Raw genomic sequence first — 14,184 nt, 5'->3', positions numbered from 1 at the left:
CTCCTTCAGGCCCGCCGGGAGAGCCCCAGCGCCACGACGCCAGCCACCACGATGCCGCCGCCGAGGAGCTGCACCGGAGTCAGCGCCTGACCCAGCACCAGGCAGCCGAGCACCAGCGCGGCCACCGGTTCGATGTTCATGGCCGGGGCGTTGCGCGCCATGTCGAGCCGCGGCACCGTGATGAACAGCGTCGAGAAGGCCAGGCCATAGAAGAGCCCCAGGGCGGCGAGTCCCCAGAGCCCCGCGGCACTTGCGGGCAGGGCCATGCCGCCGGGCACCAGGCCGGCGCTGCCCGCGGCCAGCATGGCCACCAGCACGGTGAGCATGGTCAAGAGGCTGCGCAGGGTGCTGCCCACCTCGGCCAGGCGGTGCTCGGTGATCCACAGCGCCCAGGCGAACACGAAGGCGGCGGCGAGCCCCAGCGCCACGCCGAGGAACCACCCCGGTCCCAGCGCCTCCGGCTCGGTGAGCCAGGCGGGCAGGTCGAGCACCACCACCAGCCCCACCAGGATCACCCCCATGATAAGCGCCGCCCGTGGCGTGGGACGCGGCCCGCCCATCGCCCAGCTAATCAGCGCCAGCTGGATCGGCAGGGTGTTCATCAGCAGCAGCGCCACCACCACCGGGATGCGCGCCACCGCCGAATAGAGGAAGAGGCTTTGCAGGGTCACCAGCAGCCCCACGGCGAGCTGCCAGCGGCCGCTGCCGGACGGCAGGCGCAGCGACTTGCGCTGCACGAGCACCAGTAGGCCGAGCGCCAGGGTGGCCAGGCCAGAGCGCACCAGGATCGCCAGCAACAGGCCGGCGCCATCGTCGAAGGCGACGCGGGCGGCCACGTGGTTGGCGGCGAACAGGGTCGCCAGGCAGGCCATCAGGCCGAGGGCGAGCGGGCGGGGAAAGGGAGTCGGGCGGGTCATGCGCGTCCTTGCGGTCAGGTGAGTGCGGGAACTTGGGTCGGAGGCATGACGCGCATCAAGTCACCGCCATCCTCCGTGCCGAGTCACCATGTTAGCCTAAGGTCCCATTTCGTCCACGAGGCCTCGCGATGCGCGACCCCGTTCTGGTGATCAACTGCGGCTCCTCCTCCATCAAGTACGCCCTGGTGTCCGGCGACCCGGCAAGCCCGCGGCAGTCCGGCCTGGCCGAGCGCCTGGGCGGCGTCGATGCGCGCCTGAAGGGCATCGATTCCGATGGCCGGCACTTCGCCCGCCCGCTGCATGGCGCCGACCACGCCGCGGCGATGGCGGCGATCCTCGAGGGGCTCGAAGGCGCGCATCCCGTGGCGGTGGGCCACCGTATCGTCCATGGCGGCGAGCGCTTCACCCGCGCCACCCGCATCGACGCCGCCGTGCTGCGCGCCATCGAGGCCACCGGCGCCCTGGCGCCGCTGCACAACCCGGCCAACCTGGTGGGGGTCCACGCCACCCTGGCGCTGTTTCCCGACCTGCCCCAGGTGGCGGTGTTCGACACCGCCTTCCACCAGACCCTGCCGCCCCGGGCCTACCGCTACGCCCTGCCCCAGCACCTCTACGCCCGCCACGGCATCCGTCGCTACGGCTTCCACGGCAGCAGCCACGCCCACGTCAGCGCCCGGGTCGATAGCCTCTCCGCGCGGGCCCATGGCGGCTGGCTGATCGCCCACCTCGGCAACGGCTGCTCCACCTGCGCGGTATGGCAGGGCCAGAGCGTCGACACCAGCATGGGCCTGACCCCGCTGGAAGGGCTGGTGATGGGTACCCGCAGCGGCGACGTCGACCCCGGCCTGCACGCCCACCTGGGGCGCCAGCTGGGCTGGTCGCTGGAGCGCATCGACACCCTGCTCAACAAGGAGAGCGGCCTGCTGGGGCTCTCCGGGCTCTCCAACGACATGCGTCGCCTGGAGCAGGCCGCCGCCGAGCATCACGCCGGCGCCGAGCTGGCCATCGAGGTGTTCTGCTACCGGATCGCCAAGTCCCTGGCCGCCCTCTCCTGCTCCCTGCCGCGCCTCGACGGTATCGTCTTCACCGGCGGCATCGGCGAGAATGCGGCGGCGGTGCGCGCCCGGGTGGTGGAGGCGCTGCCCCACTTCGGCCTGCGCCTGGCCGCCGCGGCCAACGCCGAAGCGGTCGGCGGCCAGGAAGGGCGCATCGACGCCGACCAGGGCGGCCCCGAGCTGTGGGTGATCCCCACCGACGAAGAGGGCCGCATCGCCTTCGAGACCCGCCAACTCCTCGACGAGAGCCAGCCATGAGCCGTCCCGACCCGCGTACGCTGCTGCTGGTGCCCACCGGCACCGGCGTCGGCCTTACCTCCGCCTGCCTGGGCCTGATCCGCGCCCTGGACACCCTGGGCCTTAAGGCGGGCTTCCTGCGCCCCTTCCGCCAGGACGAGCTCAACGGCCCGGGGCCGGACCGCTCCACCGCCCTGGCACGCACCACCCTGGGACTCACGCCCCCCGAGCCGCTGCCCCAGGCGCGCCTGGAGCGACTGCTGCGCGACGACCGTGTCGACGAGCTGATGGAGGAGGCGGTCGCCAGGCACACGCGAGCCGCCGCCGACGAGGAGGAGGCACGCCCCGACCTGGTGGTGGTCGAGGGCCTGGTGGCCAGCCCCCAGAGCAGCTATGCCGGCCAGCTCAACGCCGAGCTGGCCCGCGCACTGGACGCCCGGGTGATCCTGGTCGCCGACGGTGACCTCGACGACCCGCGCCAGCTGGCCGAGCAGCTCGACCTGCATGCCCAGCCCTTCGACGGCGTGCGCTCCGCGCGCACCCTGGGCTGCATCCTGATGCGCGTGCGCCCGCTGCCGGAAACGGCCAGCACGCCCCCGCTCGCCGCTCCCGAACTGGCCGCGCACACCAACGGCGCGCTGGCCGACACCCTGCGCCGCTACCTGCCGGCCCTGGACGGCCAGCAGTTCCGCCTGATCGGCGCGGTGCCCTGGCACGACGCCCTCTCCGCCCCGCGGGTGCTCGACGTGGCCCGCGCCCTGGGCGCCGAGTTCCTGCACGAGGGCGAGGCCGCGACCCGCCGGGTGATGGGCACCAGCCTGTGCGCGCGCAGCGCCTCCCGGGCGCTGCACGTGTTCAAGCCGGGACGGCTGATCGTCTCCCCGGGTGACCGCGACGACATCCTGCTGGCCACGGCGCTCGCCACCATGAACGGCGTGCCCCTGGCCGGGGTGCTGCTCACCCACGGCGAGCAGCCCGGCGAGGCGATGGTGGAGATCTGCCGTCCGGCGCTGCGCAGCGGCCTGCCGGTGCTGGCGGTGGACTCCGACAGCTTCGTCACCGCCAAGCGCCTCGACCGCATGGCCAACGACATCCCCATCGACGACGCCGAGCGCGCCGAGCAGGTGACCCGCTTCGTCGCCGGCCATCTCGACCTGCCGTGGCTCAAGGAGACCCTGAGCCGCGGCTACCCGCGTCGCCTCTCTCCCGCCGCCTTCCGCCACCAGCTGGTGCACCTGGCCCAGCAGGCCGACCGGCGCATCGTGCTGCCGGAGGGCGACGAGCCGCGCACCGTGGAGGCCGCGGCGATCTGCCAGCGCCGCGGCATCGCCCGCTGCGTGCTGCTGGGTCGCCGCGATGCGATCGAGGAGGTCGCCCGCAGCCGCGGCATCGAGCTGCCGGAGGGACTCGAGATCCTCGACCCGGAGGGGATCCGCCCCCGCTACGTGGCGCCCATGGTAGAACGCCGGCGCGGCAAGCTGAACGCGATCACCGCCGAGGACCAGCTGCAGGACAACGTGGTGCTGGGCACCATGATGCTCGCCGAAGGCGAGGTCGACGGCCTGGTCTCGGGGGCCGTGCACACCACCGCCAACACCGTGCGGCCCGCCTTCCAGCTGATCAAGACTTCGCCGGACTACCGCCAGGTGTCGTCAATCTTCTTCATGCTGCTGCCCGAGCAGGTGGTGGTCTACGGCGACTGCGCGATCAACCCTGACCCCGATGCCGAGACCCTGGCCGAGATCGCCATCCAGAGCGCCCGCTCGGCGGCCGCCTTCGGCATCAAGCCGCGGGTGGCGATGATCAGCTACTCCACCGGCGAGTCCGGCTCCGGCGCCGACGTCGAGAAGGTGCGCCAGGCCACGCGCCTGGCCCGCGAGCGCGCGCCCGAGCTGTGCATCGACGGGCCGCTGCAGTACGACGCCGCCGCCATCGAGAGCGTGGGCCGCCAGAAGGCGCCGGACTCCCCGGTGGCCGGCCGCGCCACGGTGTTCGTGTTCCCCGACCTCAACACCGGTAACACCACCTACAAGGCGGTGCAGCGCAGCGCCCACGTGGTCAGCGTCGGCCCCATGCTGCAGGGCCTCAACAAGCCGGTGAACGACCTCTCCCGCGGCGCCCTGGTGGACGACATCGTCTACACCATCGCGCTGACTGCCATCCAGGCCGCCCAGGGCGGCTGAGCCGGGCCCGGGGCGCGTCGCCACGGCTGGCCCCGGCCCGGCATTGGGAATATGCTTGAGGTACCCGCGGCCTTGCCGCGCAAGGCTGGAACCAACACGGAGAACGAGATGCCCGGTCTGCTTCCCGACGTCGACCCCGAGGGTCTGCTGGAGTACTCGGTGGTCTACACCGACCGCTCGCTGAACCATATGTCCGCCCGCTTCCAGGAGGTGATGCGCGACCTCTCCTCGCACCTCAAGGGGGTCTACAACGCCCACAGCGCGGTGATCGTCCCCGGCAGCGGCACCTTCGGCATGGAGGCGGTGGCCCGCCAGTTCACCAAGGGGCGGCGTGCGCTGGTGCTGCGCAACGGCTGGTTCAGCTACCGCTGGAGCCAGATCCTCGAGATGGGCCATATCCCCGCCGACATCAACGTGCGCAAGGCGCGCCGCCTGGACGAGGACGACCCCACCTCCCCCTTCGCCCCCGCGCCGCTGCAGGACGTGATCGACGCCATCCGTGACATGCAGCCCGACATCGTCTTCGCCCCTCACGTCGAGACGGCCTCGGGCATGATGCTGCCGGACGACTACATCCGCCAGGTGGCCGATGCCATCCACGAGGAGGGCGGCCTGCTGGTGCTCGACTGCATCGCCTCCGGTGCCATGTGGGTCGACATGCAGGATCTCGGCGTCGACGTGCTGATCAGCGCGCCCCAGAAGGGCTGGAGCGCCTCGCCCTGCTGCGCCATGGTGATGCTCTCGCGGCTGGCCCGGGAGACCATCGAGGAGACCACCAGCACCAGCTTCGCCTGCGACCTCAAGAAGTGGCTCTCGATCATGGAGGCCTACGAGGCGGGCGGCCACGCCTACCACGCCACCCTGCCCACCGACGGCCTGGTGAGGCTGCGCGACGTGATGCTCGAGACCGAGGCCTATGGCCTCGACCGGGTGCGCGATGAGCAGCGCCAGCTGGGCAGCGAGGTCCGCGAGGTGCTGGCGGAGTTCGGTTTCAAGAGCGTCGCCGCCCCCGGCTACGAGGCACCCGGCGTGGTGGTCTGCTACACGGATGATCCCGGCATCGTGGGACGCTTCGCCGAGCAGGGCCTGCAGATCGCCGGCGGCGTGCCGCTCAAGTGCGACGAGGGCGAGGACTACCAGAGCTTCCGCATCGGCCTGTTCGGCCTGGAGAAGCTGCACCATCACCAACGCACCACCGACACCCTGCGTCGCGCGCTGGAGCAGATCACCGAGCCCACCCAGGCGGCGCCCGACGAGGCCTGAGGCGGCGCGGCAGCCGCGCCCGGCATAACGCCGGGCCGGCAGCGGCACCAGATCGGCGAGCACCAGAACAGAGAGCACCAGAACAGAAAGGGGCGGCCGATCGGCCGCCCCTTCGCGTCTTGCCGAGCCTGCCCTTAGGCGGCGCCGAAGCCCCGCGGCACATAGCCGAGGTTGTTCTTCACCTCCTTGACCCCGGCGGCGTTCTCCGCCGCCACCTGCACCGCCATGCGCTCCTGGTCGCTCTCCACCAGGCCCCACAGCTCCACCTTGCCCTGGCTGACGATGACGTTGATGCGGTCGACCAGCACCCCGGTGTTCTCGTCGATCTCCTTGAGGATCGCCTCGCGGATCTCGCGGTCGTCGGCGCTGGCGGTCGCCTCGGGACCGGCCACGGCGAAGCCCTGCAGCAGGTTGGCGCGGCTGACGATGCCGACCAGCTTGCCGGCCTTCACCACCGGCACCCGCTTGATGTGATGCTTCTCCAGCAGCCGCGAGATCTGCGCCAGCGGGGTGTCCTCGGCGATGGTGAGGGGGTCGGGGGTCATGATCTCGTGGGCACGGCGACCGTGGGACTTGACGTACTCGCCGGGGTCGTTGACGACGAACAGCCGCAGCCACCAAGACTTGCGCTTGTCATCCTCGACCCGACGGATCAGGTCGCCCTCGCTGACGATGCCCAGCACCTTGTCGGCCGCGTCCACCACCGGCACGGCGCTGATGCCGTGCTCCAGCAGCAGGCTGGCGATCTCGCGCACCTCGCTGTCGGGGCTCACGGTGATGACGTTGCGGGTCATGATGTCGGCAGCTTGCATCGATGTTCTCCGGAAGGTTTCAGGGGGTCACGATCACAACATAGCAACCGCCTCGCCGCTTCGCCTTGATCCAGGCCAGGTTCCGCCAACGCTTCGACTCACGCCGGAGCGAGGCTCGCCACCCCGCGGGGCAGCCGCGACGGCTCGGCGTCACTGACCAGCAGGTCGATCTCCTCGAGCTCGGCGAAACGCGCCGGGCGGATCACCCCCAGCTTGGTGGCATCGGCCACCAGGATACGTTCGCCGGCGGCGCCGATGGCGGCACGCTTGGGGGCCACCTCATGGAAGTGGAAACAGCTCAGCCCATGGCGGGGGTGAACCCCGGCCGCGGAGAGGAAAGCACGGTTGATGCCCAGCCGGGCCACCGCCTCGGTCATGTCGTCGCCGCCGAAGGACTGCGAGGCGGGATGGTAGAGCCCGCCCAGCAGCACCAGGCGCAGCCCGGGATGGCGCACCACGGCGTTGGCCACGTTGAGCGCATAGGTCACCACGGTGAGTTCGCGAAACCCGGCCAGCTCCGCCACCAGCGGCATCAGGGTGGTGCCACAGTCGATGAACAGGGTGTCGCCCTCCTCCACCCGCGCCGCCGCGCGTCGGCACAGCGCCCGCTTGGCCGCCGCCTGGCGATCGCGCTGGTCGTCCAGGTCGTAGGCCGGGGCGTAGCGCGGGTCGGCGGCCCGCACCAGGTGCCCGCCCATCAGCACCAGCTCGCCATCGCCTGCGGCCAGGTCGCGGCGGATCGTCATCTCCGAGACGCCACACAGCGTCGCCGCCTCCGCCAGATGCAGGCTGCCCCGTTCGGCCAGCGCCTCGGCCAGGCAGGCCAGTCGGCGTGCGATGCGTTCGTTCATGAATCCGAAGCCCCATTAAGATAGAAAATGTTAGAAAAATAACACTGGCTGTTATAATTTTCACGGAAGCCAGGCAACGCCTTACCCCACAACCACAACAACGGAACATGACATGATGGATTCCCCGCGTCATCTCCCGACCCTGGCCGGCGGCCTGCTGCTCGCCGCCGTGCCCTTCACCGCCATGGCCGAGGGCCCGCTGTGGTCCTTCGCCAACGTCTCGGTCAACTACCTCGACTGGTCCGACGGCACCGAGGCGCGTACCACCGACAACGCCGCCAAAGGCGACTTCCTCTACCTCGAGCTCGAGGGTGGGCGGGGCTACGAGTGGGGCGAATTCTACGGCTTCTTCGACTTCGAGAACCCGGGCAACGACCAGTTCGACGAGGAGAGCGGCGGCAAGGACAACTTCCGCACCGCCGGCAAGGTCACCTCGCACCTCTACCTGGGCGAGTCGCCCTTCTCCCTCTACGCCCACGTCTACGACTTCCGCGACTACGGCTACGACGCCCGCGAGCAGGACCAGATCCTCGGCCTGGGCTATCGCCACACCTTCGCCAATGGCCTGTGGATCAAGCCCTTCCTGGGCGCGGCCCGGGTGCAGAGCGACGGCTATACCGGCATGAACGGCTTCATGGCCGGCTGGGTGGCGGGCTACGACTTCAGTGCCTTCGGCCAGGCGTTCAGCGTCACCAACTGGCACGAGCAGACCTTCGGCCGCGACGACGACTACCTCACGCAGAACTACGTGGGCGACAAGGCCGACGCGGTGGGCACCAACGGCGCCCTCAGCCTGTGGTGGCACCCCCATGACCGCCTCACCGCCGGCGTGCAGTATCGCTACTCCAATGAGAAGCTGGGCACGCCGGGCCAGTACCAGAACGCCATGATCTACACCCTCAAGCTCAACCTGCTGTAAGGCAAAGGGGATCCGCATGACCCTCATCATGAGCCTCATCGGGATGGTGACGCTGATCGCCATCGCCCTGCTCTTCTCCTACGACCGCAAGTCGATCCGCCTGCGCACGGTGGGCGGTGCCTTCGCCCTCCAGGCCGGCATCGGCGCCTTCGTGCTCTACGTGCCCTTCGGCCAGACAGCGCTCAAGACCGTCTCCGATGCCGTGAGCCAGGTGGTGCTCTACGCCAACGACGGCATCGGCTTCGTCTTCGGCGGGCTGGCCGACGTGGAGAGCACCGGCTTCATCTTCGCCATCAAGGTGCTGCCGGTGATCATCTTCTTCTCGTCGCTGATCGCCGTGCTCTACTACCTGGGGATCATGCAGTGGGTGATCCGCATCCTCGGCGGCGCCCTGCAGAAGGCGCTGGGCACCTCGCGCACCGAGTCGCTCTCCGCCACCGCCAACATCTTCGTCGGCCAGACCGAGGCGCCGCTGGTGGTGCGCCCCTTCATCGCCCGCATGACCCCCTCACAGCTGTTCGCGGTGATGTGCGGCGGGCTCGCCTCGGTGGCGGGCTCGGTGCTGGCCGGCTATGCCGCCATGGGCGTGCCCATGGAGTACCTGGTGGCGGCCTCCTTCATGGCCGCCCCGGGCGGGCTGCTGTTCGCCAAGCTGATCATGCCCGAGACCCGCGAGCCCGAGGACAGCGTCTCGAGGGTCGAGGAGGAGCTCGACGAGGACGAGGACAAGCCCAGCAACGTGCTGGACGCCGCCGCCGCCGGGGCCACCTCGGGACTCAGGCTGGCCGCCAACGTCGGCGCCATGCTGCTCGCCTTCATCGGCCTGATCGCCCTGATCAACGGCATGCTGGGCGGCATCGGCGGCTGGGTCGGCTTCGAGGGACTGAGCCTGGAGTGGATCCTCGGCTGGCTGTTCGCCCCGCTCGCCTTCCTGCTCGGCGTGCCCTGGGAGGAGGCCACTCTGGCCGGCTCCTTCATCGGCCAGAAGCTGGTGGTCAACGAGTTCGTGGCCTACATCAACCTGGCCCCCTACCTGGACGGCGAGCAAATGGTGGCCGCCACCGGCCAGGCGATGACCCCGCATACCATGGCGATCCTGTCGTTCGCGCTGTGCGGCTTCGCCAACCTCTCCTCCATCGCTATCCTGCTCGGCGGCCTGGGCAGCATCGCCCCCAACCGCCGCCACGAGATCGCCCGCTTCGGCCTAAAGGCGGTGCTGGCCGGCACCCTCTCCAACCTGATGTCGGCCTCCATCGCCGGCTTCTTCCTGGCCCTCGGGGCCCTGGGTTAGGCTTACCGCAGGGCGCCCGACGGCGGGCGCCCTGCCTCTCTCCGCGACACACTCTCGCCACACTCTCCGCGACACACGGATGCGACATGACCGATGACCTCAAGCGCGCCGCCCGCCAGGCGCTGGCGCTGATGGACCTGACCAGCCTCAACGACGACGACAGCGACCGCAGCATCGAGTCACTGTGCCGCCGTGCGCGCACCCCCGCCGGCACCCCGGCCGCGGTGTGCGTCTACCCCGCCTTCGTCACCACCGCCCGGCGCACCCTCAAGGCGCTGGACCTCGAGGGCCAGGTACGCATCGCCACGGTGACCAACTTCCCCCACGGCGGCGACGACATCATGGCCGCCGCCCGCGAGACCCGCGAGGCGGTGGCCGCCGGCGCCGACGAGGTGGACGTGGTCTTCCCGTATCGCGCCCTGCTGGCCGGCGACGAGGAGACCGGCCGCGAACTGGTCGCCTGCTGCCACCAGGCCTGCGGCGACGCTACCCTCAAGGTGATCCTGGAGACCGGCGAGCTCAAGGAGCGGGCGCTGATCCGCCGCGCCGCGGAGCTCGCCATCGAGGGCGGTGCCGACTTCCTCAAGACCTCCACCGGCAAGGTGGCGGTGAATGCCACCCTGGAGTCCTCCGAGATCCTGCTCGAGGCGATCAGGGCCAGCGGCCGCGACATCGGCTTCAAGGCCGCCGGCGGGGTGCGCACCACCGAGGACGCCCAAGCCTACCTGGCGCTGGCCGAGCGGATCATGGGCGCGAGCTGGATCACCCCCGCGCACTTCCGCTTCGGCGCCTCGGGCCTGCTCGACGACCTGCTGGTCACCCTGGGGATGGCGGTCGCCCCCGCCGGGAGCCAGGGAGGCTACTGATGCCCGCGTCCGCCTCCCCTTCGCCCGCCCTGCCCCAGGAGCGGATCCGCGCCAAGCGCGACGGCTGCGCGCTCTCCGCCGAGGCGATCGCCGAGCTGGTCGCCGGCATCAGTGACGGCACACTCTCCGACGCCCAGGTCGGGGCGCTGGCCATGGCGATCTTCCTCAACGGTATGGATGAGGCCGAGACGGTGGCGCTGACCGCGGCGATCCGCGACTCCGGCCAGACGCTCGCCTGGGAGCTGCCCGGCCCGGTGCTCGACAAGCACTCCACCGGCGGCGTGGGTGACCTGGTCTCGCTGGTGCTGGGGCCCTGGATCGCCGCCTGTGGCGGCTATGTGCCCATGGTCTCCGGCCGCGGCCTCGGCCACACCGGCGGCACCCTGGACAAGCTCGAGGCGATCCCCGGCTATTCGGTGACCCCGGAGACCGCCACCTTCCGCCGCCTGGTGCGCGAGGTGGGGGTGGCCATCGTCGGCCAGAGCGCCGCGCTCGCCCCGGCCGACGCCCGCCTCTACGCCATCCGCGATGTCACCGCCACGGTGGAGTCGCTGCCGCTGATCGTCTCCTCGATCCTCGGCAAGAAGCTCGCCTGCGGGCTGGATGCCCTGGTGATGGACGTCAAGAGCGGCAGCGGCGCCTTCATGCCCACACATGAACAATCCGTGGAGCTCGCCGAGGCGATCGCCCGAGTGGCGACCCGCGCCGGCACCCCGACCACGGCACTGGTCACCGACATGAGCCAGCCGCTGGCGCCCTGCGCCGGCAACGCCGTGGAGGTGCGCGAGGCGATCCGCCTGCTCGGCGGCGAGGCGAGCGACGGCCGCCTGCTGACGGTGACCCGCGAGCTCGCCGCCGAGCTGCTCATCGCCGGCGGCCTGGCCGACAGCCGCGACGCGGCCGTGGCTCGGCTCGACAAGGCGCTCGCCTCGGGGGCCGCCGCCGAGCGCTTCGCGCGCATGGTGACGGGCCTCGGCGGCCCGCCGGACCTGCTCGAGCGCCCTGGCCACCACCTGCCCGAGGCACCGGTGACGCTGGCGGTGCATGCCGAGCGGGCCGGCATCGTCCAGCGCCTGGACACCCGCGCCCTGGGCCTGGCGGTGGTCGAGCTCGGCGGTGGACGCCGCACCCCGGGGGCGGCCATCGACCCGGCCGTGGGCCTCACCGGCATCGCCGCCATCGGCGAGGCGGTGGACGGCGAGCGCCCGCTGGCCCTGATCCACGCCGCCAGCCGGGCCGACGCCGAGCGCGCCGCGGCCACGCTGCGCGAGGCCATGCTGGTGGGTGACGCCGCCGCCACACCGCCTACGCTGATCCAGGAACGCCTCCAGGGAGAGACCCCATGACCCATGGCACCTCGCACCGCGCCATCCTGCTGGTGCTCGACTCCTTCGGCATCGGCGCCGGCCCCGACGCCGCGCGCTTCGCTGACGAGGGCAGCGACACCCTGGGCCATATCGCCGCCGCCTGCGCGCGCGGCGAATGCGACGGCCCCGACCGGGCAGGCCCCCTGGCGCTGCCCAACCTGGCACGGCTGGGGCTCTTCCATGCCCACCACGCCGCCACCGGCACCTGGGCCGAGGGGGTGACGCCCCCCGCCGAGGTAATAGGCGCCTGGGGGCACGCCGCCGAGGTCTCCTCGGGCAAGGACACCCCCTCCGGCCACTGGGAGATCGCCGGCGTCCCGGTGCGCTTCGAGTGGGGCTACTTCCGTGACGAGCAGGCGAGCTTCCCGCCCGAGCTGCTTGCGGCGCTGGTGCGCGAGGCCGGGCTGCCCGGGGTGCTGGGCGACTGCCACGCCTCGGGCACCGAGATCATCGCCCGGCTCGGCGAAGCTCACCTCGCCACCGGCAAGCCCATCGTCTACACCTCGGGGGACTCGGTGTTCCAGATCGCCGCTCACGAGGAGGCCTTCGGCCTGGAGCGGCTCTACGCGCTGTGCGAGACCGCCCGCCGCCTGCTAGAGCCGTACAACATCGGCCGGGTGATCGCGCGCCCCTTTGTGGGTGAAAAAGCGACGGGCGGCGATGCGGCCGGCTTCACGCGCACGGCGAATCGTCGCGACTACAGCGTCGAGCCGCCCTCGCCCACCCTGCTGCAGCGGCTGCATGACGACGGCGGCGAGGTGGTCGCCATCGGCAAGATCGCCGACATCTACGCCCACTGCGGGGTCTCGCGCACGGTCAAGGCGAGCGGCCACGAAGCCCTGATGGACGCCACCCTGGCGGCGCTGGAGGCGACCGAGGGCCACGCGCTGGTGATGACCAACTTCGTCGACTTCGACACCCTCTACGGCCACCGCCGCGACGTGGCCGGCTACGCCGCGGCGCTGGAAGCCTTCGACGCCCGCCTGCCCGAGCTCCTGGCAAGGCTCGGCGACGACGACCTGCTGATCCTCACCGCCGACCACGGCTGCGACCCCAGCTGGTCCGGCACCGACCACACCCGCGAGCAGGTGCCGGTGCTGGCGCTGGGCGGCGGCCTGGCTCCCGGACCCCTGGGGGCACGCGAGACCTTCGCCGACATCGGCCAGAGCCTCGCCGAGTGGCTCGGCCTGCCGCCCTTCGCCGATGGCACCTCCTTCCTCGAACCCGACGCCACAGGAGCCCCATGATGGCCACGCCCCATATCGACGCCGCCCCCGGCGACTTCGCCGACAGCGTGCTGATGCCCGGCGACCCGCTGCGTGCCAGATACATCGCCGAGACCTACCTGGAGGACGTCCGCCAGGTCAACAGGGTGCGCAACATGGCCGGCTATACCGGCACCTACCGCGGCCGCGCGATCTCGGTGATGGGCCACGGCATGGGCATCCCCTCGGTCTCAATCTACGCCAAGGAGCTGATCACCGAGTACGGCGTGAGGCGCCTGATCCGCGTTGGTTCCTGCGGCGCGGTGCGCGACGACATGCAGGTGCGCGACCTGGTGATCGGCCTGGGCGCCTGCACCGACTCCGGGGTCAACCGCACCCGCTTCGGCGGCATGGACTTCGCCGCCACCGCCGACTTCGCCCTGACCCGGGCGCTGGTGGATGCCGCCGAGTCGCAGGGCCTCGCGGCCAGGGTCGGCAACCTCTTCTCGGCCGACCTGTTCTACGACCCGCGTCCCGAGACCGCCGAGCTGCTCAGGCGCTACGGGGTCGTCGGCGTGGAGATGGAGGCCGCCGGCCTCTACGGGGTAGCCGCCGAGTTCGGCGCCCGGGCGGCGACCATCTGCACCGTCTCGGACCATATCCTCAAGGGCGACTCCCTGGACAGCACCGCCCGGGAGCGCAGCTTCGACGACATGATGCGCACGGCGCTGGACGCCGTGCTGCTCGACGACAGGGGGGAAAACGCATGAACACGCCGGACCCGAGCCTGATCGAGACCCTGGTGGCGGTGCGCGGCAACGCCTATGCGCCCTACTCCCGCCACCCGGTGGGGGCCGTGGTGATCGCCGAGAGCGGCAAGCACTACGCCGGCGCCAACGTCGAGGTGGCCCACTACAAGGGGCTGTGCGCCGAGGCCTCGGCCATCGCCGCCATGGTCGGCGCCGGCGAGCGGCGCCTGCGCGAGGTATGGGTGATCGGCCCCGGGGCGCACCTCTGCACGCCCTGCGGCGACTGCCGCCAGCGTATCCGCGAGTTCGCCGACGAGCACACCCGCATCCGCGTGGTGGACGCCGAGGGGCGCCTGCTCAAGGACTACACCATGGAGGCGCTACTCCCCGACGCCTTCGGGCCCGAGAACCTCGCCTGAGCCCCCTGCGGGGCCAGCCCCGTCACTTGACCTGGCTCCTCCGGGGCCTG

At 71.2% G+C, this 14,184-nt stretch carries 13 protein-coding genes; 10 read left to right on the top strand and 3 right to left on the bottom strand.

Annotated elements, in window-relative coordinates:
* Positions 1-5 precede the first annotated feature (5 nt).
* On the bottom strand, positions 6-917 hold the full coding sequence (locus Q673_RS29625) for a DMT family transporter (RefSeq protein ID WP_023006359.1): 912 nt from the start codon (positions 915-917) through the stop codon (positions 6-8).
* A gap of 128 nt (positions 918-1,045) precedes the next feature.
* Here Q673_RS29625 and Q673_RS29620 point away from each other — a divergent pair, with 128 nt between their 5' ends.
* From Q673_RS29620 to Q673_RS29610, 3 genes are all read left to right on the top strand, one after another.
* Positions 1,046-2,230, top strand: coding sequence for an acetate/propionate family kinase (locus Q673_RS29620; RefSeq protein ID WP_023006358.1), 1,185 nt, complete (start codon positions 1,046-1,048; stop codon positions 2,228-2,230).
* Positions 2,227-4,392, top strand: coding sequence for a phosphate acetyltransferase (gene pta, locus Q673_RS29615; protein WP_023006357.1), 2,166 nt, complete (start codon positions 2,227-2,229; stop codon positions 4,390-4,392). Before Q673_RS29620 ends, pta begins: the two co-directional genes overlap by 4 nt.
* Before the next feature lie 108 nt (positions 4,393-4,500).
* Complete coding sequence (locus Q673_RS29610) at positions 4,501-5,655, top strand: aminotransferase class V-fold PLP-dependent enzyme (protein WP_023006356.1); 1,155 nt, start codon at positions 4,501-4,503, stop codon at positions 5,653-5,655.
* Positions 5,656-5,789: 134 nt separating this feature from the next.
* On the opposite strand, the gene Q673_RS29605 is transcribed toward Q673_RS29610, so the two are convergent.
* Positions 5,790-6,467 (bottom strand): CBS domain-containing protein, encoded by a 678-nt coding sequence (locus Q673_RS29605; RefSeq protein ID WP_023006355.1) that lies wholly within the window; start codon positions 6,465-6,467, stop codon positions 5,790-5,792.
* Positions 6,468-6,565: 98 nt separating this feature from the next.
* Positions 6,566-7,318: a DeoR/GlpR family DNA-binding transcription regulator gene (locus Q673_RS29600; protein WP_023006354.1), complete on the bottom strand. Its 753-nt coding sequence runs from the start codon at positions 7,316-7,318 to the stop codon at positions 6,566-6,568.
* Positions 7,319-7,502: 184 nt separating this feature from the next.
* Between Q673_RS29600 and Q673_RS29595 the strand changes: the two genes are divergently transcribed.
* The 7 genes from Q673_RS29595 (at position 7,503) to cdd (ending at position 14,134) form a co-directional block, all read left to right on the top strand.
* Positions 7,503-8,237, top strand: coding sequence for an outer membrane protein OmpK (locus tag Q673_RS29595; RefSeq protein WP_052004239.1), 735 nt, complete (start codon positions 7,503-7,505; stop codon positions 8,235-8,237).
* Between the two features lie 16 nt (positions 8,238-8,253).
* Positions 8,254-9,528 carry a NupC/NupG family nucleoside CNT transporter gene (locus tag Q673_RS29590; RefSeq protein ID WP_023006352.1) on the top strand — a complete coding sequence of 425 codons (1,275 nt, stop codon included), beginning with the start codon at positions 8,254-8,256 and terminating at the stop codon, positions 9,526-9,528.
* Between the two features lie 86 nt (positions 9,529-9,614).
* The gene (gene deoC, locus Q673_RS29585; protein ID WP_023006351.1) at positions 9,615-10,394 is read left to right on the top strand and encodes a deoxyribose-phosphate aldolase; all 780 of its coding nucleotides are present in this window, start codon (positions 9,615-9,617) and stop codon (positions 10,392-10,394) included.
* Positions 10,394-11,740: a thymidine phosphorylase gene (gene deoA / locus Q673_RS29580; RefSeq protein WP_023006350.1), complete on the top strand. Its 1,347-nt coding sequence runs from the start codon at positions 10,394-10,396 to the stop codon at positions 11,738-11,740. The genes deoC and deoA overlap by 1 nt, the downstream gene beginning before the upstream one ends.
* Positions 11,737-13,008: a phosphopentomutase gene (locus Q673_RS29575; protein ID WP_023006349.1), complete on the top strand. Its 1,272-nt coding sequence runs from the start codon at positions 11,737-11,739 to the stop codon at positions 13,006-13,008. Before deoA ends, Q673_RS29575 begins: the two co-directional genes overlap by 4 nt.
* Entirely contained in the window at positions 13,008-13,736 is a 729-nt protein-coding gene (deoD, locus tag Q673_RS29570; protein ID WP_023006348.1) for a purine-nucleoside phosphorylase, read from the top strand. The genes Q673_RS29575 and deoD overlap by 1 nt, the downstream gene beginning before the upstream one ends.
* A complete protein-coding gene (cdd, locus tag Q673_RS29565) occupies positions 13,733-14,134 on the top strand; it encodes a cytidine deaminase (RefSeq protein WP_023006347.1) in 402 nt (133 codons plus the stop codon). Before deoD ends, cdd begins: the two co-directional genes overlap by 4 nt.
* Positions 14,135-14,184 lie beyond the last annotated feature (50 nt).

It is taken from the genome of Halomonas sp. PBN3 (genome assembly GCF_000475415.1).
Lineage (GTDB): Bacteria > Pseudomonadota > Gammaproteobacteria > Pseudomonadales > Halomonadaceae > Halomonas > Halomonas shengliensis.
Note: the sequence above shows the minus strand (reverse complement) of the source record. Positions and strands in the feature narration are given on the sequence as shown.

What these genes read in the sequence shown, in the direction of transcription:
- deoD (WP_023006348.1), top strand. Translation starts at nt 13,008, where the DNA reads ATGGCCACGCCCCATATCGACGCCGCCCCCGGCGACTTCGCCGACAGC.
- Q673_RS29610 (WP_023006356.1), top strand. Translation starts at nt 4,501, where the DNA reads ATGCCCGGTCTGCTTCCCGACGTCGACCCCGAGGGTCTGCTGGAGTAC.
- Q673_RS29620 (WP_023006358.1), top strand. Translation starts at nt 1,046, where the DNA reads ATGCGCGACCCCGTTCTGGTGATCAACTGCGGCTCCTCCTCCATCAAG.
- Q673_RS29625 (WP_023006359.1), bottom strand. Translation starts at nt 917, where the DNA reads ATGACCCGCCCGACTCCCTTTCCCCGCCCGCTCGCCCTCGGCCTGATG.
- Q673_RS29590 (WP_023006352.1), top strand. Translation starts at nt 8,254, where the DNA reads ATGACCCTCATCATGAGCCTCATCGGGATGGTGACGCTGATCGCCATC.
- deoC (WP_023006351.1), top strand. Translation starts at nt 9,615, where the DNA reads ATGACCGATGACCTCAAGCGCGCCGCCCGCCAGGCGCTGGCGCTGATG.
- Q673_RS29595 (WP_052004239.1), top strand. Translation starts at nt 7,503, where the DNA reads ATGGCCGAGGGCCCGCTGTGGTCCTTCGCCAACGTCTCGGTCAACTAC.
- cdd (WP_023006347.1), top strand. Translation starts at nt 13,733, where the DNA reads ATGAACACGCCGGACCCGAGCCTGATCGAGACCCTGGTGGCGGTGCGC.
- Q673_RS29575 (WP_023006349.1), top strand. Translation starts at nt 11,737, where the DNA reads ATGACCCATGGCACCTCGCACCGCGCCATCCTGCTGGTGCTCGACTCC.
- deoA (WP_023006350.1), top strand. Translation starts at nt 10,394, where the DNA reads ATGCCCGCGTCCGCCTCCCCTTCGCCCGCCCTGCCCCAGGAGCGGATC.
- Q673_RS29600 (WP_023006354.1), bottom strand. Translation starts at nt 7,318, where the DNA reads ATGAACGAACGCATCGCACGCCGACTGGCCTGCCTGGCCGAGGCGCTG.
- pta (WP_023006357.1), top strand. Translation starts at nt 2,227, where the DNA reads ATGAGCCGTCCCGACCCGCGTACGCTGCTGCTGGTGCCCACCGGCACC.
- Q673_RS29605 (WP_023006355.1), bottom strand. Translation starts at nt 6,467, where the DNA reads ATGCAAGCTGCCGACATCATGACCCGCAACGTCATCACCGTGAGCCCC.